This is a genomic window from Abyssibacter profundi (assembly GCF_003151135.1).
In the GTDB taxonomy this organism is placed as follows: Bacteria; Pseudomonadota; Gammaproteobacteria; order Nevskiales; family OUC007; genus Abyssibacter; species Abyssibacter profundi.
The window spans coordinates 1-21,984 of sequence record NZ_QEQK01000014.1 but is presented as its reverse complement, the minus strand read 5'-3'; the positions used below and the strand labels follow the sequence as shown (position 1 = coordinate 21,984).

Annotated in this window: 16 protein-coding genes; 9 read left to right on the top strand and 7 right to left on the bottom strand. The window is 64.2% G+C overall.

Annotated elements, in window-relative coordinates:
* The first annotated feature begins 40 nt into the window (after positions 1–40).
* The 5 genes from DEH80_RS14235 to DEH80_RS17380 all read left to right on the top strand — a co-directional run bounded on the left by DEH80_RS14235 (position 41) and on the right by DEH80_RS17380 (position 3,578).
* Positions 41–1,231, top strand: a complete 1,191-nt coding sequence (locus DEH80_RS14235; protein WP_109721182.1) for a hydroxymethylglutaryl-CoA reductase — start codon at positions 41–43, stop codon at positions 1,229–1,231.
* A complete protein-coding gene (locus DEH80_RS14230) occupies positions 1,206–1,688 on the top strand; it encodes a hypothetical protein (protein ID WP_207774617.1) in 483 nt (160 codons plus the stop codon). The genes DEH80_RS14235 and DEH80_RS14230 overlap by 26 nt, the downstream gene beginning before the upstream one ends.
* Before the next feature lie 64 nt (positions 1,689–1,752).
* Positions 1,753–2,154, top strand: coding sequence for a VOC family protein (locus DEH80_RS14225; RefSeq protein WP_207774616.1), 402 nt, complete (start codon positions 1,753–1,755; stop codon positions 2,152–2,154).
* Positions 2,155–2,156: 2 nt separating this feature from the next.
* Positions 2,157–3,221 (top strand): alpha/beta fold hydrolase, encoded by a 1,065-nt coding sequence (locus tag DEH80_RS14220; protein ID WP_109721180.1) that lies wholly within the window; start codon positions 2,157–2,159, stop codon positions 3,219–3,221.
* 216 nt (positions 3,222–3,437) lie between these two features.
* Complete coding sequence (locus DEH80_RS17380; RefSeq protein WP_165831481.1) at positions 3,438–3,578, top strand: hypothetical protein; 141 nt, start codon at positions 3,438–3,440, stop codon at positions 3,576–3,578.
* Positions 3,579–3,639: 61 nt separating this feature from the next.
* Here the strand turns inward: DEH80_RS17380 and DEH80_RS14215 are convergent, their stop codons facing one another.
* The 4 genes from DEH80_RS14215 to DEH80_RS14200 all read right to left on the bottom strand — a co-directional run bounded on the left by DEH80_RS14215 (position 3,640) and on the right by DEH80_RS14200 (position 8,102).
* Positions 3,640–5,556: an SUMF1/EgtB/PvdO family nonheme iron enzyme gene (locus tag DEH80_RS14215; RefSeq protein ID WP_207774615.1), complete on the bottom strand. Its 1,917-nt coding sequence runs from the start codon at positions 5,554–5,556 to the stop codon at positions 3,640–3,642.
* Positions 5,557–5,657: 101 nt separating this feature from the next.
* A complete protein-coding gene (locus DEH80_RS14210) occupies positions 5,658–6,371 on the bottom strand; it encodes an adenylate/guanylate cyclase domain-containing protein (protein ID WP_109721179.1) in 714 nt (237 codons plus the stop codon).
* Between the two features lie 32 nt (positions 6,372–6,403).
* Positions 6,404–6,943: a hypothetical protein gene (locus DEH80_RS14205; protein ID WP_133249253.1), complete on the bottom strand. Its 540-nt coding sequence runs from the start codon at positions 6,941–6,943 to the stop codon at positions 6,404–6,406.
* 70 nt (positions 6,944–7,013) lie between these two features.
* A complete protein-coding gene (locus DEH80_RS14200) occupies positions 7,014–8,102 on the bottom strand; it encodes a right-handed parallel beta-helix repeat-containing protein (protein WP_109721177.1) in 1,089 nt (362 codons plus the stop codon).
* A gap of 231 nt (positions 8,103–8,333) precedes the next feature.
* On the opposite strand from DEH80_RS14200, the gene DEH80_RS14195 reads away from it, so the two are divergent.
* Positions 8,334–11,054, top strand: a complete 2,721-nt coding sequence (locus DEH80_RS14195; protein WP_109721176.1) for a PKD domain-containing protein — start codon at positions 8,334–8,336, stop codon at positions 11,052–11,054.
* A gap of 24 nt (positions 11,055–11,078) precedes the next feature.
* Here DEH80_RS14195 and DEH80_RS14190 read toward each other — a convergent pair whose 3' ends face one another.
* From DEH80_RS14190 to DEH80_RS14180, 3 genes are all read right to left on the bottom strand, one after another.
* Positions 11,079–12,398: a DUF1501 domain-containing protein gene (locus DEH80_RS14190; protein WP_109721175.1), complete on the bottom strand. Its 1,320-nt coding sequence runs from the start codon at positions 12,396–12,398 to the stop codon at positions 11,079–11,081.
* Positions 12,399–12,408: 10 nt separating this feature from the next.
* Positions 12,409–14,679 (bottom strand): DUF1592 domain-containing protein, encoded by a 2,271-nt coding sequence (locus DEH80_RS14185; protein WP_109721174.1) that lies wholly within the window; start codon positions 14,677–14,679, stop codon positions 12,409–12,411.
* 263 nt (positions 14,680–14,942) lie between these two features.
* Positions 14,943–18,263: a M36 family metallopeptidase gene (locus DEH80_RS14180; RefSeq protein ID WP_109721173.1), complete on the bottom strand. Its 3,321-nt coding sequence runs from the start codon at positions 18,261–18,263 to the stop codon at positions 14,943–14,945.
* Positions 18,264–18,566: 303 nt separating this feature from the next.
* Here DEH80_RS14180 and DEH80_RS14175 point away from each other — a divergent pair, with 303 nt between their 5' ends.
* Genes DEH80_RS14175 through DEH80_RS14165 form a run of 3 tightly spaced genes read left to right on the top strand, consistent with a single transcriptional unit; the run spans position 18,567 to position 21,729 of the window.
* Positions 18,567–19,949, top strand: coding sequence for an amidohydrolase (locus DEH80_RS14175; protein WP_109721172.1), 1,383 nt, complete (start codon positions 18,567–18,569; stop codon positions 19,947–19,949).
* Positions 19,946–21,268, top strand: a complete 1,323-nt coding sequence (locus DEH80_RS14170) for an amidohydrolase family protein (RefSeq protein WP_109721171.1) — start codon at positions 19,946–19,948, stop codon at positions 21,266–21,268. The genes DEH80_RS14175 and DEH80_RS14170 overlap by 4 nt, the downstream gene beginning before the upstream one ends.
* 20 nt (positions 21,269–21,288) lie before the next feature.
* Positions 21,289–21,729: a hypothetical protein gene (locus tag DEH80_RS14165; RefSeq protein ID WP_207774614.1), complete on the top strand. Its 441-nt coding sequence runs from the start codon at positions 21,289–21,291 to the stop codon at positions 21,727–21,729.
* Positions 21,730–21,984: the final 255 nt, after the last annotated feature.

The window sequence follows — 21,984 nt, the reverse complement described above, 5'->3', positions numbered from 1 at the left end:
GCCGGCGTTCCGCAGGCCGCGACAACAGAGGAGACAGGTCATGAGCACATCCCACCAGGTCGATCGACACCGCATCCCCCGCGATCGGACCAATGATTACTCCCCGGAGGCAGCGCGCATGCGGCGCGATTTTGTCCGGGAGCAAACAGGTGTTGAACTCAAGCACGCCGGCAGCTACAGCTTCGATCCCGAAGCGGTGAAGGGCAATTGCGAGCATTTCATGGGCGTGTCGCAGGTACCGCTGGGCGTCGCGGGGCCCGTGCGTGTCAATGGCGAGCATGCCCAGGGGGAGTTTTATGTCCCCATGGCCACCGCCGAGGGCACGCTGGTCGCCAGCTACAACCGCGGCATGCGACTGACCCGCGAGGCTGGTGGCGTGACGGTGACGGTCGCCGACGACGCCATGCAGCGCGCACCGGTTTTCGCGTTCGACAATGCCCAGACCGCCAAGCGCTTCGGGCTGTGGATCAAAGAGCAGATGCCCGCCATTCGCGATGCCGCCGAAGCCACGACCCGTGTCGGCAAACTGCGTGATATCGAGCATTACGCCGCCGCGCGCTTTCTCTACCTGCGATTCAACTACACCACGGGCGACGCCGCCGGCCAGAACATGTGTGGCAAAGCCACGCACGCGGCCTGTCAGTGGATTTTGGCTAACACGCCCTACGCGGTGGAACGCTTTTCGCTGTCCGGCAATATGGACACGGACAAGAAGCCATCACAGGTCAATTTCCTGCATAGTCGCGGCAAGCGGGTGATTGCTGAATGCACGGTGCCGGACAAGCTCATGCGCGAGATCATGGGCATCGACAGCAAGTCGTTGTACCAGCGCCGCATCATGTCGATGACCGGCGCGTTCATGGCCGGCTCCATGAACAACGGCGCCCATGCCGCCAATGGCATCACCGCAACCTTTATTGCCACCGGCCAGGATGCCGCGAATGTCGCGGAGTCTTGTGTCGGTGCAGCCGTCGGCGAACTGACCGATGACAATGGCTACTACTTCTCCATCACCCTGCCTTCGCTGATCTGCGCCAGCTACGGCGGTGGCACCGGCCTACCCAGCCAGCGCGAGTGCCTAGAGATGATGGACTGCTACGGTCAGGGCAAATCACTCAAGCTGGCCGAGATCATCGGCGCCACCGTCCTTGCAGGCGAACTGTCGCTGGCCGCAGCCGTGGCCACCGGTGACTGGGTGACCAGTCATGAGCAGTACGGACGCAATCGCTGATGTCACCGATGAACCCATAGTGCAGGGGACTCTGGCCATCGCGGGCGCCTGCAACGCAGTCGCTGCACTCCTGCACATCGGCTGCATCTTGTTTGGCGGGCCCTGGTATCGATTCTTCGGCGCCGGGGAGCACATGGCCCGACTCGCCGAGGCCGGTCACGTGATGCCCACACTGGTGACATCGGCCATCGTGCTGGTGCTCTCCAGTTGGGCGGTCGTTGCCTGGTCAGGGGCCGGACTGCTGCCCAGGCTGCCACTGCTACGGACGGCGCTCAGCCTGATTGCGGGCATTTATCTGCTGCGGGGTCTGGTCGGGCTGTACTGGGTCGCAGAGCCCGTCATGGGTAATAGCCCGATGTTCTGGCTTTGGAGTTCTCTAATCTGCCTGTCGCTGGGCGGGCTCCACGGTGTCGGCCTCTGGCAACTGAGCCGTGCGCGTGGACCCGCGCCAGCCTAACCGCCGGATGACTGGCGCGCTGCGCAAAGCACTTCCATGATGTGCACTCAAGCAGCCGCAAACCATGGGAGCACAGCCGATGAAACTGGGCGCGTTTTCAGTCAGCCTTGCCGTCAAGAACATCAAGGCATCGCTCGCGTTCTACCGCGAGCTGGGATTTGAGCCAGTCGCCGGAGAGATGGAACAAGGTTGGCTAATCCTCCGCAACGGCGAGCACACCATCGGCTTGTTCCAGGGCATGTTCGACGGCAACGTCCTGACGTTTAATCCGGGCTGGGATCAGCACTGCAACCCCGTTGAGAGTTTCGAGGACGTGCGCAGCATCCAGGCCCGACTCCAGGAAGCCGGCCTGACGCTCACAACCACAGCGGACCCGGAAGGACAGGGCCCAGCGCACATCGCCCTCACGGACCCGGACGGCAACGCCATCCTGATCGACCAACATATTCCCGCGCCCGGGCGGTGATCATGCGAATTGCCTCAAACACTCCTCTGCGCCAGCCACCCCACGACTACTGCCCGGCCGGCGCTGACCGCTGGTTTCAGATTCCCGATGGTCTGGATGCCGGCAAGCAGCTGTTCTACATCGACCACCAGACCCGTCCTGACAGTCCGGACCGCACGGTGCTGTTCGTGCACGGCAACCCGGAATGTTCCTACACCTACCGACGCTGCCGGGATGCCCTGATCGAATCTGGCGCAGCCCTGCGCATCGTCATTCCAGACCACATTGGCTTCGGGCTATCGGACCAGGCCGACTTCGAGATGGTCGACGTTCATCACGCCGCGAATCTGGCCCAGCTGATCCGCCACCTGGACCTGCAGGACATCACGCTGGTGGTCCACGACTGGGGCGGCCCGATCGGCATTGGCAGCTTCGCCGGCATGATGGACCGGGTCGAGCGCTTGGTTGTGCTGAACACGACCGTCTTCCCGATGCCGCCAGATGGCATTCGCTACAACAACTGGCCGGCGCGTTGGATGCCCTGGTCGGTGTTCCCTCGCCTGATGCCCGACGCCACCTGGGGTGGTGTCGCGGCCACGGTGTTGGAAGACGCCGATCCCCAACCCTTCATCCGCCTGGCGGCTCGCTCGGCACGCATGCAATGGCGTTTCGTACGGCGTGCCATTGAGCCGGGCACCGCGGGCCATGTCTTCTCGGAGCAGTTCCGCAGCCGGGCCAACGCCCGCAGCTCCCAACGCAATGTGTTGCAAACACCTTGCTGGGGCCATGGATACCGCTACACCGACGCCCGGCATGGCGTGCAGGACAATCACGCGTTCTACGCGACCCTCCAGCAGGCGCTGCCCGCCAACTGGGGACCGACCGGACGCAACATCCCGGTCTCCGGCCATTTCGGCGCCTGGGACCCCTGCGCCAAGCCCAGCGTCATCCAGCAATGGCGAGACGCCCTGCCACGGCTGGACGAGGACCTGCACCTCTATCCCGAGACAGGCCACTTCGTGGAGGAATCCAAGGGCGAGGCGATTGCCGCCTCCATCCTTGCGGACCGCAGCAGCGAAGCTCTATGAACGCGGTCGTGATGCGAGCCACGCCTAGCGTCGTCACCGGGTCCCGGTCGAGTCGACAAACGTCAACCTGGCTGGGCCATGTGCGCAACAGGGCACCAACCTGACTCCAGATCGATAGCGGGCCCTCGACCGCAGCGCTTGTCACCCTTCGACATGATTCGACATGGCGCTTCCGCAACGATCTGCTAGTTAGCGGAGTGAGAAAGACACGTCATCATGACCATCGAACAGGCCATTCGGCTCGCTGCAGAACAGGGTTGCGACATGTACTGGGAACCCACACGCAATCGCTGGGTCGTCAATCGAGTGCGGTCGAAGCAGAAACTCTTGAGTTATCGACACGGCAGCTCCGACTGATCGACCCGGAGACGTTTGTCGACGATTTTCTACCTCGTGCACTCTGAGACGGACACAGGGTCTACTCGTACTCGGTCACGATCACGCGAAACCCGATATCGGGATTCTCTCTCGCATTAGAGGACAGATAGCGATACTTCGGTTGTAAGTGCCGGGCAGGTGAGTTCCAGGACCCGCCAAGATGCAAAGGTTCATCGCATTGGAATCGGCTGGGTGCGGTCTTCACGTCGACTTGGGAATCCCCAACGTTCCGGCATCCGTCCACCCACTCCCAGACATTGCCCGCCGTGTCGTACAACCCATAGGGATTCGGGTCGAATGACGCGACCGGAGCCGGCTGGCGCCCATCCCATGTTGAGCCGCATTCCCGACAGGCTGCCCGACCGTCGCCGACGTCACGCCCCCACCAGTACTGGCTGCGTTCACCGCCACGCGCTGCGGCCTCCCACTCGAATTCGGTCGGCAGCCGAACCTGCGCCCCGGTCATCAATGACAACCAGTCTGCGTAGGCCGTGGCGAGCTTGTGCGTCACGTTGATCACCGGTTGTTGGCCGCGTCCCCAACCACTGTCATGGGGCAAAGGCTGCCCCGTGGCCCGAGCGAACGCATCGAACTGATCGAAAGTCACTTCCGTCCGGGCCATCCAGAGTCGTCGCGGCTTTCGGTAATCCAGGCGCTGCAACCCCTGATCCGAGTACTTGTTCCGTAAGGTTAGTTGGATTCTTGACAGGCTTTTGGAGACATCGACTAGCTCCACGCAAGCCGAGCAGGATCCCGCTGGCTCACCAAAACGCAGCCACTGCGACGGATCCGGTAAACCATCGGGGATGGTGGCCACCGAGGTCCGGACGGCCTCGACGGTCGGGTCGGCCATATCAGCGGGCGCCGCTGGAGCAGAGCCAGCCGGTAGCGCAGCCTGCGGCACGAAGGCCACCTGGCCGCTGTCCAGACGTACTCGCCACCACGGCACGGCGGTCACCGCACCCGTAATCGCCAGTCGATCGCCCACGTCGATGATCGCCAATTCCGGGTACTCAGCACCCGGCCCAGAGCGCGCGGAACTCTGTTCGGTGGCGGTGCCCTGCGCTTCGGTCGCTTCAATCTCGAAGTCCAGCACCGCGGTGGCGAGTCGCAGTGTGGCCAGCGAGGCAAACACACCATCAGGAAACGCCTGCAGATAAGCGTTGCAGCCGGCCGCCTCGCCTTGCGTGCAACCCGATGACTGCCAGTAAACCGTCTCCTGGTCCTGTGCCTTGGTCAGCGAGGATCGACTGGGCGGGGGCGGTAGAAACAGCCCGCCGCTAAGCGATGCGGCCGCTTCCGCAGCACCTGACCAGGCCAGACCCAGGCGGCCCCTGGTCCCTGCCACCCGAACGCCGAGCGGGGCCAACTTGCTTAGCAGAGCACCCAACGTTTTCGGATCACTGTCTAATGCCCGCGCCAATGCGTTGGGTAGGTCGCCGGAGTCCGCACCGGCATGGACCACCATGGCGACTGACGGCTCGTCAGGGATCGAAGCAACCGGTTCCAGTGCAAGTGATTCCGGTGGCGAAATGGCATTGACAATGACCACGCCAGTTTCCGCAGCTTGCTCGGCTGCTGCCGCGAAACTGGTCAGCCCGATGGTTTCGTACGGCAGCCGGGCTTTGCTGGCCAGGCTGGCCTGCTGAGGGACATACACCATGCCGCCATCGACCGCTCCGGCATAACCATCCAGGTACACCAGAACCTGGGCGGCACTGGCGCTCGCCTGCTTGAAGGCCTCCACGGCATCCAGTAGCTCCAAGAGCGGCGCATCGTGCACCGAGGTGACGGTAAACCCCTGTGTCTCCAATGCCGCCTCGACCGTCGCAACCTCCGACGACCGCTGCGGGAGCGTCTCGTAATCACTATTCGAAACCAAAAGCGCCACGCGGTCGCTGGCGCCAGCCACGCTCATCGCGAACAGCGTGACGACCAGTGCAAAGCCTTTCCCCATCCCCAATCTCCCCCTGCTGAACGCAGCCGCCCCTGACGAATCCCTGAAAGACTATGCCGCAGACGGCAGGCAAAAGCGTCCTGCAGATAGCGTATGGCGGCCTAGGCAGTCGTGACCGGGTAGATGTAGAGCCCGATGGCCTTGACGCCCTGCATACGATGCTTCCAGAGATAGCGCAGGCCAAAGTGGTCCTCGATGGCCCGGTAGGCTGTCGGGTCCAGTCCGACGTCGGCGCATAACAAATCAACGGTCGGTTGGGCGATGGTGATGCGCGTATCGAAATGATCCTTATTGGCCTCTTCGACACGGGAGGCATAGTTCGCTGCCGTTCCGAGAATGGTGTAGCGATCCCCATCTTCCTGACCGCCATCCGGCACCTTGACGTAGGCGAACTGCCCGGAGCAGATGCCAATCCCGAAATCCAGCCAGTCTGCGCGACGGCGAATACCCAGTGACTCGATGCGAGGATTGGAGAATTCACGCAAGCGCTGATGGACCTTGGCCGCCATGTCCTGGGCGGCGCTAAACGCCACCTGCGCATGCCGCGGTCCATCGACAGCGATCATGACGCCGTCGCCCAACACCTGGAACAGATAGCGATCGATATGCCCGGCATCGACGTGCACACGGATGATTGTTCGCCAGGTCGCGTACAGCTCGGTCATTTCACTGACGAGAAAGCTCAGCCGCTCCTCGTACTGCGTCTGACCTGAGGGCCCAACGCGGTCCTCGTCCGAGTTTCCGGCCATGCGCGAACACAACAAGGTGAAGTTGCGCATGTCCACAAAGAACACCGTGCCCTCACAGATTTCCATCGTGTCTCCCTTCCGGCCGGTTCACGGCCGACCTACTGGATAAAGCGCTGGTGCTCCGGGACGGTGCAACTGGCCACCTCCTGCGCCTGCAAGCCACCGTCGGTGACCCAGCATTGTTCGTAGATCGAGCAGTAACAGAGGCGCACATCGAACCGGCCTGCCGCACTGGCCTCGACCATCGCCGTGAGCAGCCTGGGGTCATCGATGCGCAGCGCTTCCACGGTTTGATTGGGGGACAACGTCCGGCCGGACACCTGAGATTGCAAGTAGCTCCGCTGCGGTGTACCCAAACGGTCGAACAAACCCGACCAGTCAGCCACCGGCTCGCCATCCAGGGCGACCTGTACGTGTCGGATCAGCGCCGGCCCCGTACCACGGTTGGCAACAACGTAGGTGAACTGGGCGCCGTCGAACCCCCGACCGGCTTCCAGCCGGGGCCACACGGCGGCGCGTGCGTAACTGCGATCGATCCATGCCGAGTAGGCGCCAATCGCCACGGTGAAGATGCTGACGACGAGGGCCGACAGCGCCACGATCATCTCGGGGTTTCGATGCCAGGAAGAAGAGGCCACGGCAGATCCGGATAGGCAGGCGACGATGCCCTCGGGATTCTATCCAGCCGGCGCCCCGCGCTCCACGCCGCTAGCAGGGCGCGCCCGGCGCGTGACGCCCATCGCGATCCGAGTACCACGCCCCCTTCCCATTGCTGGACAGGACATTCCCGCAAAGACGGGCCTGGGGCTCGTCCATGATCTTGAAGCCGAACTGGGCGTTGTGCATGACCCGATTGCCGATCGCGGTGTTATCGATGCCGTAACCCGACCGATCGCTGCCAAAACGAAAACCTGAACCGGCGTTGCCATACACCACGTTGTCGCGGAACAGGTTGCCGTTGCCCGCAGAATTAAAGCCAGCCGAGTTGGCGTCGAGCTGGCCGGTGCAGTGATTGGCGTACACCTCGTTGCCGGTGGTGCCTTCCTTCAGGTCCACGCATTCATTGCCACGCGTGGTCAACAGGTTGTGGTGTATGCGATTGCGGGTGGACACGTCGGGTCCATCCGTCGGGTTCTTGCCATCGTCCCATTGCTTGAACGAGGTGCCCACGTAGATGGCCTCTCCATTCTTGCTGGCAGCCGAGAAGGGAAAGTCGTGCATCCCGCAGTCGCTAATACTGTTGTAGGCGATCTCGCTATCGGTTACGAAATGGCGCAGCCGCAGACACTCACCGCCGGCGTGGGTGAGGATCATGCGTTCGATACGCACGCCCCGCAGCCCGCCCTTGCGCTCCTCGTTATGCACGAAGACCAGCTTGTCGCGAATGTTGTCCGGATCAGCAGGGTCACCATGGAGTCCGTCGACCGTGAAATCGCGCAGATGGATATAGCTGTGGCGAATCTGCACCACCCGCGCCCGGCCGGCACCTTTTACGGTGGCGGGTAACACCACCGCGTGGCGATTCTTCAGGTCATCGTCACGCAGACCGGCGATTGTGATGGGGGCTCCCGGCCGCCCGTCGCGCTGGGTCTCGATGTCCTGCTCGTACACCCCCGGCAGTAGATAAACGGTATCGCCCGGCTGCGCCCGCGCCAACGCGCGGTGAATGCTGCCCATCGGCGAACTGACCGAGCGGCCCTCGGCCTCAGGCGGCCCATCAGGGCTGACAAACCAATCGGCCGCGGATGCCGGCAGCACACAGGCCAGCACAATGGCTCCGGTTAGACATCGGATCATGCATCCTCCTGACGCCCCAGCCCGCCCGGGCCGTGACGCTTCCTGCGTCAAGTGTCAGGGGGGCGGCGGGAACAATGTGTATGGATAACGGACTGCGGCCGCGCCTTGAAGTTGCATCTCTGGCTACCTGCAACCCAGCCGTCACCAAACAGCGTTAAGCTCTCGCTAAACAAAAACCGCCTGCGTGTTTGCCACGCTAGGGGGCGTTCCCTTGATGGCCGGAACCTCACAATGAAGCAAATACCGTCTTGGCTGCTGACTGCAGCTGTCATCCTGCTCCACGGCTGTGCTGGGGGCGATCCCGAGCCGGCCGCCGTGACCAATGCACCACCTCGGGTTGCGGTGTTCGGGCCCGCCGAAGTCCTGGAGGGCGATGCCGTCACGCTGCGCGCCGAAGCCTCGGATATCGACGGTCGCATCGAGGCACTGACCTGGCAGGTGACCGGCGGTACGGCCAGCCCTGTCTCACCGGAGGCCGATGGAACGCTCTACCGCTTCACGGCGCCCGAGGTCCAGACACGCTCCAGTCTGCTCATCACGGCCGAGGCGATGGATGACGCCGGCGCCCTCGCCAGCAGCACGCTGGAATTGACCGTGTTGGATCGGTCGGATGCCACGCAGGCTCCCAACGTTTCGGCTGGCGACGACCAACAGGTGGAGGAAGGCGAATCGCTGGAACTTTTCGGCAACGCCACGGCGCAAGGTGGACGGTCGATTCGTCGACTGCGATGGGAGCAGGTCGCCGGCCCCACGGCCGTCGTGTCCGGGTCGTCCGACCAGAACCGACTGCTGATCACCGCGCCGCAGGTCGAAGCCACCGCCCGACTGACGTTTCGGTTCAGCGCGACCGACTCCAGCGGTTTCGAGGCCCAGGACAGCGTTGATGTCGAGGTCTTCGATGTGGTGGCCAATGCCTTGCCCGTGGTGGAAGCCGGAGACGATCAGACCGTTGATGCCCGCTCCACCGTCATGCTCAGTGGCAGCGCCAGCGATACGGACGGCAGTATCGTAAGCCTGCAATGGCAACCCCGGTTCGACCAGCCCGCCGTCACGCTGGAATCTACCGGGCCAGGTACCGCGACCTTTGTGGCCCCGACCGTCGCCGATCAAACCGCCTTGGTCTTTGCACTGGTTGCCACAGATGATGCCGGTGCCCAGGGTGAGGATCAGCTGACGGTCACCGTTCTGCCGGTGGCCAACTCCGCGCCCAGCGTGGACGAGGCCCTGGCCGACCCCAGCGTCGGCTACGCTGGCGATGACATCGTATTGTCCGCCAGCGTCAGCGACCCGGAATCCGACCCGATCACACTGAACTGGGAACAGTTGCCCGGCGAAGCGCCTGCCGTCGCCATTCGCGATGCCCAGAGCGCCCAGGCTGGGATCACCCTGCCTGCATTAGACGCGGAGACCCGGTTCCGCTTCCGCATCTCGGCCAGCGACGGTCTGGCCAGCGCCTCCCGCGACATCGAGTTGCCGGCCAACAGGCGCAGCGCCCCGCCCCCCGACCCGCTGAGTTGCCTGACCGACCCGTTGCAGGCTGGCTGCCCGCTTGGCCCAGCCGCTGATCTGCTCGACCCCGCCAACTTCGCACTTTGCACGGCAGGCCCGACCACGCCGGGTTGCCCCTTCTCCGAGCTCATCTTGACCGACCCCGATCTGCTGGACTGTCTCGGCAATCTGGACACCCAGGCCTGTGCCGATCTGCTGGGCAATCTCGTCGACCCCAGCTATCTGCTGGAGCGCTTGCCACCTGATGCCCCGGCGACAGCCTGCAATCCGTTGTATCAGGACGGTGGATTCGAGCATTACATTGGTGCCGTACACGAGCACACGGGCTACTCCGACGGCACCGTTAACACCCGCCCCGCAGACGTGTTTGCACAGGTTGCAGAGCGCGGATACGACTTTGCGATTAGCACCGAACACTCGGACAACACCCACCTGCCGTTAACGGTGACCGGTGACTGCGCCTCGGAGCAGCTGCTTGAATGCGTCATCGCCGATGATGACGACCCGCTGAATTCCTTTATCAAGTGGCAGGCCACGGCCGAGCAGGTGGCCGCGGCGACCACGCCCGATTTCACCGCCATTCGTGGATTCGAGTGGACGTCTGATCGCTTTGGGCACATCAACGTGCTGTTCTCCGAGCACGTCATCAACGCCAAGACCACCCCTGGCTACGCCGTGTCGATGGCCGACTTCTGGCAATGGCTGATGTACCCGGCGCAGTTTGGCGGAGGCGATGACGCGCTGATCAGCTTTAACCACCCCGGGCGAGAGGACGACATCGAGAGTTTCGTCCGCGAAATCGGCGGCAGCGACCCGGCCTACGCCTTCAACGGGTTTCGGCATGTCCCTGGCATGGATCAACGCGCGGTCGGCCTCGAAGTCTTCGGAAAGGGCTCCGAGTACGATTCCGGTGGGCCGGGTGGTTCCTGGCTCGCCCATGCCCTAGATCAGGGCTGGCACGTCGGCGCCGTGAGTTCCGAAGATCACCACGGCACCGACTGGGGCGCCAGCAGCTTGCCGAAAACCGTACTCATCGCCCGCTCACGCGACCGCCTCGATCTCAAGGAGGCATTGCTGGCACGGCGCATGTACGCCACGGCGCAGCACTACGGGGATTTGCGCGTCGACTTCCGCATCGACGGCGCGCCCATGGGGTCACGGCTACGGCGTCCGGCAGGTCGCCAGCTAGACTTGACGGCATCGGTCAGACGGGCCGGCACGCCCCTGCCGGCTACGATTGAACTGGTGACGAGGGGCAATACCGTGTTGGCGGTCGAGACCACGGCGCAGCTGAATACATCGGTGACCGTCGAGGACGCCGAGTCCTACATCTTCCTGCGAATCCGCGACGCCGAGAGCGGACAACCCATCGCCTTTTCCAGCCCGATCTGGATGCTGCCTGGCGAGACGCCACTGCCGGCCTGCGATGGCCCGCGCAGCTAGACACACGCCCGGCAACGGACAGGCTTAGCCGAACAGGTCCAGATCCTCGGCGTCCAGCGGATAAGCGCGAACGACGGCGTTGCCATCGACAGCCGCCAGGCGCCGGGCGGCGCGGTGGACGTGGGCAAACCGCAGGCGCAGGCCACCGTCGTCGGTGGCCCGCAACGTGGTCGGGTCGATGCGCCGCTCGGTGAAGTTGGCGTCGGTCCCACCGACGACTCGACCGCCCGCCACCCCGGCCCCAAACGCCATCAGGCTGGTGGCGTTCCAGTGATCCTTGCCGTTGCCGTCGTTATAGAACGGCGTGCGGCCGAAGTCCGAGCCGATCAATACGGTCGTGCGGTCCGCAATGCCGGCATCACGCAGGCTACGCCACAGGTGATGCACCCCATCGATCAGCACCGCCATGCGATAGGTGGCATCGCGATCATGGTTGCCGTGGGTATCAAAACCGCCGGTGGTCAGGTTGGCGCAGACGGCGACCTGCGCCTGGAACGCGGCAACGGCCAGCTCGGCCTGACCGCGTAGACCGCTGGAGACGTCACCGGGCAGAAATTCGATCAGGCGCGACAGACTGCTATCGCCGCCCTGCACCGTAAAGAGGGCATTGGCGGCCGCCCGTCGCATCGGCAATGCCGACTGCTGGGCCAGGCGCGCCATGCGATCCGCGCGGGCGCGGGCAATGGCCGCATCGACGGCATCGGGCAAAAAATATGTCTGCTCGTTGGCGAGATCGGCATTGTCGTTCGTGTTCGAGCGATTCGGATGCGACAGCTCCCGGAACACGCTGGTGCCCGACAGTCGCGTCGGCGCGATATGCCCGTTGGCATAGTCGTAGCCGCCATTACTGATGAACGCCAACGGACTGTCGGGCGCCTGGGCCTGGGCAATCAGCGCCGCCAACGCCGGCTGGTTCTGCGCTTCCGAGCCGCTCCAAACGGTGCGGGAGCCGGTGTCGTGATTGTTGGTCTCGGTGTCGATCCCGTTGATGACCAGCAACTCAGGCCCGACATCCTGAAAAAAGGCATCAAAACTGGTGATGGGGTTGTCGTCACGCAGGGTCGAGGTCGCCAACTCGGGATCGGGGAACGGCGCGTAGCGGAGATCCGTGCCACCGACGGTACCGATCTGGTCGGCACGATAGTGATTGACCGGGCCGCGGCCATCGGGCCGCTCCGCATGGCCCTTCGGATCGCAAAGACTGGTCGGATCCCAGCCCCCACCGGCATTGACGAACACGAAGTGGCGGTTGGGCGCAGACTGGGCGCGGGCTGTCGAACCCAGCGGGGCGATGGTCGCCAGGCCCGCAGAGCCCAGCAGCTGCAAGAGGTCGCGTCGATTCATGGTGCCGGCCTCATTCGTAGACGAAACGATAGTCAGTGAGCAGGTAGACCAGTGCCGCCTGCCAGGTCCGCAGCATGTACGTCGGGTCGCGGGTGATCTTGTCCTCGCTGGGCAGGTCCTCACCGGTGTCGGGATGCCGGGTCAGGTCACAGCTGTAGTTGATACGGTCGTCGTACTCCGACCGCCCCAGTGACTGCACCTCGACCATCAGGTTCAGCACCCGCTGGATCTCCTGATCCCCCGGGTCCAGCTGCAGACCCAGCAGCGACCAGAACAAATGCTGCAACGTCTGCTCCACCCGCGGGCGAACGATCGGATCGATGCTGCCCGCCTCGTCCAGCAGGCTGTCCTCATGATCGACGTGCAAGAACAACCGTCGTTGCTCCCGCGCCCTGAAAAAGTCGCGTGCGGTCACCGCACAGGCCATTTCATGCGCCATGCGCTGTTGCAGCGAGGCCATCAGCCCATTGGGCTCGACGATGCGGGTAATGACATTGTCCGAGTCGATGCCGCCGTAGAGAACCGCCAGACTGTCGCCGCGCCGACTGGTCAGGCGGGGGTGCCCCCAGCGCTCCCAGGCCAGTCCCAGCGTTGCCTCGATCTTCCGATGCAGCATTTCGGGTGTCAGCAGCCGCTCGCTGCCACTGTGCTGATGGACCGCAACCGTCGAGGCCGCATCGGACCGGATCGCATCCGCGCGAAAATAAGGGCCCAGCACGATCCCGCGTATCACCGGTTCGATGCGGTAGTCAGCGGCAATCAGGGCATCACGCAGCGCGTTGAAATGGACGGTCTGGGCCTGATAGGCCAGCCGTTCGGGGGCATCGGCAGGCACATCGGCCGCCGGCACCGGCAACGGCACCTGGCCGGTCAGCCCGCGGAACAGACGCTTGACCACCGACCGAGCGAATCGAGGGTCCTGCACCATGACCTCACCTAGCCACGCCACCGACCGGTCGACGTTGCCGGCCAGCGGCATGGCCGCGCCGTTAAAACCGCGGGCTTCCATGTCGGAATGCCAGCCACCATTCAGCCGGCTCGGCTGGTACTGCCCACGCGAATTCCAGTTTTGGAAAACCGCAGCCACGGGGTCCACCACCGTATGGCAAACCGAACAGGCGGGGTTGTCCAATGTGGGGGTGGCACTGTCCAGGTCCACCGCCTCACCGGGGCGCACCCCAGACAGCTGCAACACATCGGTATCCAGGAACAGGGCGTGCACCATGCGCGACCGGTGGCGGTTGCGATTCGTCTCGGTGGTCGGGAACCGATTCAGGAACATGGCCGAGGTCAGCACACCGGCATGCGGAATCTCACCGTAGTCGGCATTGGCGATGCGGATCGGCCGGTAATCATCAGGGTCGTAGGGATACTCGGGGAACGGCGGCTCCGGCAGCCGGCGCCAGGCCTGCTGATGCTCCGCACCGTAGGCACGCGCCGAGTAGTAGTTCGCGACCATATAGTCGGCGGTCAGCAGTTCGGTCACCGGCCGGTGGTTGCGCACGATGTACTCGACCAGACGCAGCGCCTCCTGGGCCACGGCGTCGTTGGTCTGGGCCTTGAGATAGTCGAACAAGGCCCGCTGGTCGCTGTCTTCGGTGTCCAGACCCAGGTCCCGATACCAGCGACGTTGTGGAAAATCGCTGGCCCGCAACAGGTTCACGGCGTTCTCGCCGCCCAGGTATTTGTTTTGCAGCAGGTCGTCGTTGTAGATCTCGATCAGCCGCTGGTAGAACGCATCCTCACGCATGAGCACGTCGAGCACCTGGACCAACTCGGCCTCACCGCCCGTCTCGACATTGTGAATCTCAGCGGCGGTCGGCAGACGACCGGCCAGATTCAGGGTGGCCTTGCGTAGGGTGACCACCGGGTCGGCCGGTACGATTTCCGCCAGCACCGCCTTCGCGGCGGTATCGTCGAATGCGGTATTGAACGCGGCGAGAACGTACTCCGCCGTGTTCGTGGCGCAGGCGTCCCCGCACAGCGCAGGATCGGCCAGCGGCATGGTGTTGCCGATCCGGCTGGCAAGCGAGTCCACGCTGCCACAGGTCGCACAGCCCACCAGTGTGGGCCCGGACGGCGTGCCCTGTCCGTCGCCGCCATGACAGGATGCGCATTGGGCAAGGTATTGATCACGTCCCGCCAGGTTCAGCGGCACATCCTCGCCACCCCCACCGGCACCTGCTCCGGGGGCCGTTGCCCCATCGCCCCCGCTGTAGTCGCCTGAGCAGGCCACCATGAACACGCTGCCCAGTAGCAGCGCGAATAACACTCGCATCATCCCGCTCCCTTCGCGTCAGGATGCCCCAGATGGCGACCAGCATGCGGGTTTAATGCCAATCGCTGCACATGCGCCCGACCGCTGCCGCACAACACAGGACCGGCGGCACCGCAGACCCGTTCAGTTGAACAGCAGGCAGCCTGTGACTTCGAGGTGCCAAGCCTGGTCACAAACTGCGAACCCGTGTCGCCTCATTGCCTCACTGCGGGCACAAAAAAGCCGGGCGCTGATGACTCAGCGCCCGGCTGGTTGGCTATCAGGCGTTAAATGTTGAAACGCGACTGCGAGAATCGACGCCCGGTGAACAGCAGGCTCATCAGCAACAAGACCCCGAGCACGCCCAGACCCAGACTGCCGCTGGACCCGGTCGGCGCGACGCGGTCCCCGCCGTCACTGCCGCCATCGCCACCGCCCTGGCTGGCTTCGCAGACGAACGGTGTGAAGTCCTCCACCACGCCGACATGATCGGCGCTGTCACGCGATGGTGACACGGCGAACAGGCCAGCGCCGCGCTCGGCAAAGCCATTGGAGCAGGCTTCGAAGTCCTGGTAGTCGTTGGCGAGGACCACCGACAACACGGCATCACGGGCTTCTGTGTACGTCGCGTTGGCCGGCGTCATTTTGAAGCCGCCGATGATGTAGTCCTTCATCCGGGACTGGGCTTCGTCGAAGCTGTGTCGCGGGTCGTTGATCAGACCGGCGTAGCAGTTCCACATCATGTTGGCCCAGATTTCCCCCGAGCTGTGCACGGCCGAGTTCGTGGCCCCATCGCCACCATCCGGCGTCGGCTCACCATCGGCAATGTGCTTAAAGGTGAAGGCATTACGCGAGAACTCAGTCGAGTACGGCGCACGACGGATTCCCGACCAGAAGTTGTGCGTCACATAGCCGGCCAGTGAATAGGCACCGGAATAGTTCTCGTTGAACGGCGCGTTGGCATCATCCGCCCGGGCCGACAGCATGAAGGCATTGATGTCGCCCCAGCCCTCGGACATGGCGCGAGCCTGCTGGTTGCTGGAGTCGGTCAGCCGGTGATGCACGTAGTGGAACAGCTCATGCGCGATGATCTGGTTGTCCAGCGTGCCGTCGGAGTCGATGGATTCCTCGCGGTTGACACGCATGGTCACCTCGCCGGCCGCCAGATTGTCCTTGATGATTTGGCCATCGGCCTTGCTGATCATCACCGAGGGGATCTGATAGAGCGGATCCGTCGGACTGGTCGGCACCGGCACGATCGGTACATCGCCGTTCCCCATGGTGATCGGAGCCGTGTCCACATTGTTGACCACGACCATGGCCGAAGCGCCCGAGACCAGTGCGAACTGCGCCTTGGTCGTGAACGCACAGCCACCGCGATCGACCAGGGCGATGTTGCCCGCCAGGCTCGGCTGGGGCACGCCCGGCGTGCTGACCAGGCCCAGCAGGGGATCGGTCAGGCCGCAGCCATCGGTATCGGAATCACCCACGCCATCGCTAACCGGGACGACCGTGCCGGTTACATCGAAGGTCGATGGCCCGAAGGAAGCGCCGGTGAAGTTGAACGACTCCAGTTCCTCCGGCGTCAGCTGCTTGACCTCGCCGTTGAGTTCGCCATCGAACAGGTACTGCTGCATGGTCGGCGACGAACCGTCAGCCGGCGTTGCCATGTTGGCATTGTTACGGCCAGAGGCATCCTGGCCCTGGGCCAGGATCGGGTCACCCTCGGCCCCGCCCCGTCCGTAGTTGACCATCTGCGCATTGCCCGACTGCTCATCGAAGCCATGGTCGTACCACCAGTCGTGCATCCAGTTGACCATGTAGAACATGTTGACGATGGCACCGTACTGGGCTTCCTGCTCGCTGGGGTCGCCATCGGGTGTCACCGTGTAGTCGAATGTCCGCTCACCGTTAGTCGGTGCGTAGATATCCGGCGTGTCCTGGGTGATCTCGGTGCAGATGTTCAGCGGGTTGGAAATGATGCCCGACACCGGCGTATCGACCGCATCGATACAGGCCTCGACGTTATTGCCAATGGTCTGGGTGGCGTCTTCCGTCAGCCACGGATCACCCGTGCTAATGGGACCGGACTCCAGCGTCACCAGCACATCGGATGCCGGGATGCGCGGGACCTCGACATCGGGCCCGGCACCTTGGAAGGGTGTCTGCTCGTTGCCAAGCGGGGAGTCAAAGGGCGTGAAGGGCGCCACCGTGTCCGCAAACACGCGGTAGGTGAACGTGGCATCGCTCACCAGGTTCTTGCGATGCAGAATTTCGCCGGTCTGCGCCGAGACCACAAAGGCAAACGCGCTCAGCGCACCACCGGAACGGGTGCGGCTGAACAGTTCGACATAGAACGCCGGTTCCAGCGTGTTGGCCCGCGGGTAGTACATGGACCGCACGCGGGGACGTCGTTCCAGCGCATGCGAACCCGACAGGGCGGGCAGCGAGAACCAGGTGTACTCGCCGTCGATCTCCTCGGGCACAAGATCCAGGACGTTTATCACGCCACCCAACGTGCCCCAGGCCGCGGCAATCGCCTGGGCCGCCGAGCGCGTGGTGCTGTGATTGGCGACCTCGACCGGATCGAACGCGGTCGCGAAGTAACCCGACACCGCCACCGGATCCAGATTGCGGTCCAGCAGCACATTGATATAGCGCTGGAAGACTTCCAGGCCTCCCACCCGCTGGCGGAAACGTACGACAGCCGGGCCCGCTCCGTTAAAGCCGGCGAAGCTGACCTCGGCTTCATCGATGAGCGCATCCGTCAGATTGAGCAGCTTGGACTCGTGCCGTAGATGCGCACGCGCCTTGGCGATCATGATGTCTCGGTCGCTGGCAAGCGCGCCCACAGAGGCGCTGGGCGCATTGGCTTCGGCCCACAGGAACGTCGGCACGCCCAACTGACGATCAAACTGGGCGTGCTGCAGCCGACCCGCAAATCCCGTGGTCGGCACGGCGGATAGACTGGTGGCGTCCTCGGCCAGGAACTTGTCGAAGTTGCGGATGCGCAAGGTTTCCGGACCGGTGGCACCGCTGGAGGCGGGCACGGGTGATGCCGCCGCAATGGCCTTGGTCGGCGCTGCGACGCAGGCCGCCTCACCCTCGACGGTGAGCGTCAGGCTCGCGGTGTAATCTGTCGTCGCACTGGCGAAAAAGGGGCAGACGACCGCCGTCAGCGTCCCTGCCGCGGGGTCGACCACGCGAACGTTCTCCTCCGGCGACCCGCCATCGCTGGATCCCAACGCCGCGCCATCTTGGAAGACGGTCAGGACCAGATCGGGGTCGGTGACGATGCCGACATTGGTGCCCACCGGCCACTCGATATGAAAGTCCGCGATGAGCGAGCGACCATCGTAGTAGTCGTCAGGCAGGGCCAGGACGATGTCATGTGAATCGTCGGTCCCCTGGGTACAGGCATTGGTGGCCGCACCGCTGGCTCCCGCCAGGGCGGTGCCGGTCCATTCGACCACCAGCGTGTCGCCGATGTTGGTGGGCGCGGTCACGTCCTGTGACGGCGGTTCCGAAGCCTGCGCTACTGGCACAGACATGAGCAGGGCGGCACTGGCAGACAGCACCGCCGCGAAAGGACGAATAGCGAACCCCATGACCAAGTTCTCCGTGCAGCCACACTGTCGGCCTGGCCGACTGGCTGCGGTTTTGTGAAGGATGATGTTGTCGGTTCCGGCGCAAGATTCCGGAACGCCGCCCGATGCGATGTCAGGCGTTCACCGATAACTTTACGATTTGGTTACACGCAAAGATACCGCCAAGCTCGCCGTTTACCCCGACAAATCAGCCGGTTGGCAGAAGATTCCCACAACCGGCCAAGTGGAGGCGGATTCAACAGGCTTCACCCCAGGCTGGCGGCTCGGTTACGCTGCCACCATCGCTCCCTGCGGAATTCACCTATGTCATCGCGCTGGCTTGTTGCGCCCCTGGTCACTTTGTTGCTGGCTGCCTGCGGCAGTTCCACGGACCCACAGGACACAGAACGGACGCCGTTCGCATCCACCTATCAGCCCCTGCCGTCAAAGACGACATTGATAGAAAACGCCACCGTGCTGACCGGCACCGGCGAGCGCATCGACGGCGGCAGTGTGCTGCTGCGCGATGGCCGGATTGCCGACATCGGCACCCGGGTGTCCGCCCCGCGCGATGCAGTCCGCATCGATGCCGAGGGACGCTGGGTGACCCCCGGTTTAATCGACGCGCACTCGCACCTGGGCGTCTATCCCTCGCCGTCGGTTGGTCCACATTTCGACGGCAATGAGATCACCGGCAACAACACCGCCGGCGTCTGGGCCGAGCACGCCGTGTGGCCGCAAGACCCAGGGTTTGATACCGCGCTGGCCGGCGGTGTGACATCCATGCTCATCCTCCCAGGCTCGGCCAATCTGTTCGGTGGCCGCGGCGTCACCCTCAAGAATGTCCCCGCCGTGACCTATCAGGCCATGAAGTTCCCGGGGGCACCCCACGCCCTGAAAATGGCCTGCGGAGAAAACCCCAAACGCGTCTACGGCCCAGGCCGCCAAACCCCATATACCCGCATGGGCAATGTCTATGGCTATCGATCGGCATGGATCGAGGCCGAGGCCTATCGTCAGGAATGGGACGACTGGTTGGCCCTCGGCGAGGAGGCCGACCCGGCCGACAAACCACAGCGTGACCTGAAACTGGAAACATTGGCTGGCGTGCTGCGCGGCGACATTCTGGTCCACAACCACTGCTACCGCGGTGACGAGATGGCCACGATGCTCGAGATCGCCGACGAGTTTGGCTACAAGATCACCGCCTTCCACCATGCAGTCGAGGCCTACAAGATCGCGGACCTGCTGGCCGAGCGCGAAGTCTGTGCGGCCCTGTGGGCGGACTGGTGGGGCTTCAAGATGGAAGCCTTCGACGGCATTCGCGAGAACATCGCCATGGTCGATGCGCCAGCCAAGGGCTGTGCGATCGTGCACTCGGATGACGAATACGGCATCCAGCGCCTGAATCAGGAGGCGGCCAAGGCCATGGCGGCCGGCAACCGCGCCGGCCTGGACATCGCACCGGAGCAGGCCATCCGATGGGTCACGGCGAATCCCGCCAAGGCCCTGGGCATCTTGGATCGTACCGGCACGCTCGAGGCCGGCAAGATGGCCGATGTGGTCATCTGGTCTGGCGACCCCTTCTCGGTCTATACCCTGGCCGACCAGGTCTTTATCGATGGCGCCCGTGTCTACGACCGGCATGACCCCAGCCGCCAACCACAGCGGGACTTCAAACTCGGCATTCTGGAGGTGAACTCGTGAGCCGCACCCACTTGCATATCGCACTGGCCTGCGCCTCCGGTCTGGCCCTGGGTAGCGCCAGCGCCGCCGAGCCTCTGGCCATTGCCGGAGCAACCGTGCACAGCCTGGGCGAAGCCGGCACCCTGGACCGGGCCACCGTGCTAATCCGCGACGGCAAGATTGCCGCTCTTGGACCCAAGCTAGCCGTCAGCGATGACACCCACCGCATCGAGGGCAAAGGCAAAGTCGTAACCCCTGGGCTATTCGATGCGCTGTCCGACCTGGGCACCGAAGAGGTGGAACTCGTCGCCGGAACCGTCGACTCCGCGGCGGAAAGCGCCCACCTCGGGGCTGCCTTCGACATCACCGGCGCCATTAATCCGCGGTCCACGTTGTTTCCGATTAACCGCATTGAAGGCGTCACCCGCGCAATGGTGGCCCCATCCAGTCCCTCCGCCTGGCTCAGCACACCTGACGGCAGCCTGTTCGCCGGCCGGGGAAGCATCGTGCATCTGGCCGCCGCGCGTGACGTGGTGCTCAAGCCACGTGCCGCACTGTTCGTCACTCTGGGCGAGCACGGGGCCGATTTTGCCGGTGGGTCCCGCGCGGGCACGCTCGGACAATTACGCGAGGCCCTGGAGGACGCCCAGGCCTGGGCGGCTCTCCCCGAGTCCCAGCAGGCCGTGGCCAATCCCGGATACGCGGTGCGACGCCCGGCTCGCGAAGTGCTGCAACAGGCACTCTCTGGCGACTTGCCCGTGGTCGCGCGGGTTGATCGCGCCTCCGACATTCAGGCTGTACTGGACCTCGGTGAAGCCTTCGGCCTACGCCTGATTATTGCCGGCGGCACCGAAGCCTGGATGCTGGCAGATGCGCTGGCGAATGCGTCGGTCCCGGTGATTCTCGATCCAACAGCCAACCTCCCGGCCAATTTCGAGCAGTTGGGTGCGCGAGCCGATGCCGCCGCCATTCTGCACCGGGCCGGCGTGCTCATCGCCATCACCCAGGATGGCGAGTCACATCAGTCACGGAACATCCGGCAGCTGGCAGGCAACGCCGTGGCGCATGGCCTGGATTGGGATGCGGCCCTGGCGGCCATTACGGTGAACCCGGCGAAGATTTACGGCCTGCAGCATGCGCAAGCGGGCGTCATGCCCGGTCAGCGAGCTCATGTCGTGGTCTGGTCAGGCGACCCGCTGGAGCTGACCACCGCGGCGGAGGCCGTCATCATCGAGGGGCGCCTTCAATCGATGACCAGCCGGCAGACCCTGCTGCGTGATCGCTACCTCAAGACCGACGACCCATGGCCGCCGGCCTACCGACAACCGTCCTCACCGTAGCGGACGTGCGGCGGGCGGAGTTGAACGCACTCTTCTCGCCGCACGGTCTCACGCTCATTGAAGTCCCTGCGGATGACCCCATCCCGGGCAGCTACTGGGGGGACGAGGAAGCCGGTCTGATTGACGACCGGCTCTACCTGCGAGCCGATACGCCGATCCACTCGGTACTGCACGAAGGTGGGCACTGGCTGTGCGCACAAGCCCGCGGCCGGAGACACCTGCACACCGACGCTGCCAGCGACGATGCAGAGGAGAACGCGGTCTGCTATCTGCAGATCTTGCTGGCTGACCGCATCACCGGATTCGGACGCCGGCGTGCCTGGGCGGACATGGATGCCTGGGGCTACAGTTTTCGTTTGGGCTCGGCCCAGGCCTGGTTCGAGCAGGACGCCGATGATGCCCTGGCTTGGCTCCAAACCCACGCCGCACACCTGCTCGACGGCACCAGCCCCCCGACATAAAAAACGCCCCGCCAGATCATCCTGGCGGGGCGTTGTCAGGCAGCCGGACCTGCGGCAAGCACGCCGCAGGTCCGCATCAGCGGGGACTAGCCGCGGCGGCGGGCCAAACCGAAGCCCAGCAGCGGCAGCAGCAACAAACCGCCCAGGGCACCTGAGCCGCCACCCGTGGAAGCCGCCGGCTGGCTGGGCGTACCGGGGTTGCTGCCCGTCCCGCCCACGCTCACCGTCGCCTTGGCCGTCGCGGTGGATTCGTCA

What these genes read in the sequence shown, in the direction of transcription:
- DEH80_RS14235 (WP_109721182.1), top strand. Translation starts at nt 41, where the DNA reads ATGAGCACATCCCACCAGGTCGATCGACACCGCATCCCCCGCGATCGG.
- DEH80_RS14230 (WP_207774617.1), top strand. Translation starts at nt 1,206, where the DNA reads ATGAGCAGTACGGACGCAATCGCTGATGTCACCGATGAACCCATAGTG.
- DEH80_RS14225 (WP_207774616.1), top strand. Translation starts at nt 1,753, where the DNA reads ATGGGAGCACAGCCGATGAAACTGGGCGCGTTTTCAGTCAGCCTTGCC.
- DEH80_RS14220 (WP_109721180.1), top strand. Translation starts at nt 2,157, where the DNA reads ATGCGAATTGCCTCAAACACTCCTCTGCGCCAGCCACCCCACGACTAC.
- DEH80_RS17380 (WP_165831481.1), top strand. Translation starts at nt 3,438, where the DNA reads ATGACCATCGAACAGGCCATTCGGCTCGCTGCAGAACAGGGTTGCGAC.
- DEH80_RS14215 (WP_207774615.1), bottom strand. Translation starts at nt 5,556, where the DNA reads ATGGGGAAAGGCTTTGCACTGGTCGTCACGCTGTTCGCGATGAGCGTG.
- DEH80_RS14210 (WP_109721179.1), bottom strand. Translation starts at nt 6,371, where the DNA reads ATGGAAATCTGTGAGGGCACGGTGTTCTTTGTGGACATGCGCAACTTC.
- DEH80_RS14200 (WP_109721177.1), bottom strand. Translation starts at nt 8,102, where the DNA reads ATGATCCGATGTCTAACCGGAGCCATTGTGCTGGCCTGTGTGCTGCCG.
- DEH80_RS14195 (WP_109721176.1), top strand. Translation starts at nt 8,334, where the DNA reads ATGAAGCAAATACCGTCTTGGCTGCTGACTGCAGCTGTCATCCTGCTC.
- DEH80_RS14190 (WP_109721175.1), bottom strand. Translation starts at nt 12,398, where the DNA reads ATGAATCGACGCGACCTCTTGCAGCTGCTGGGCTCTGCGGGCCTGGCG.
- DEH80_RS14185 (WP_109721174.1), bottom strand. Translation starts at nt 14,679, where the DNA reads ATGATGCGAGTGTTATTCGCGCTGCTACTGGGCAGCGTGTTCATGGTG.
- DEH80_RS14180 (WP_109721173.1), bottom strand. Translation starts at nt 18,263, where the DNA reads ATGGGGTTCGCTATTCGTCCTTTCGCGGCGGTGCTGTCTGCCAGTGCC.
- DEH80_RS14175 (WP_109721172.1), top strand. Translation starts at nt 18,567, where the DNA reads ATGTCATCGCGCTGGCTTGTTGCGCCCCTGGTCACTTTGTTGCTGGCT.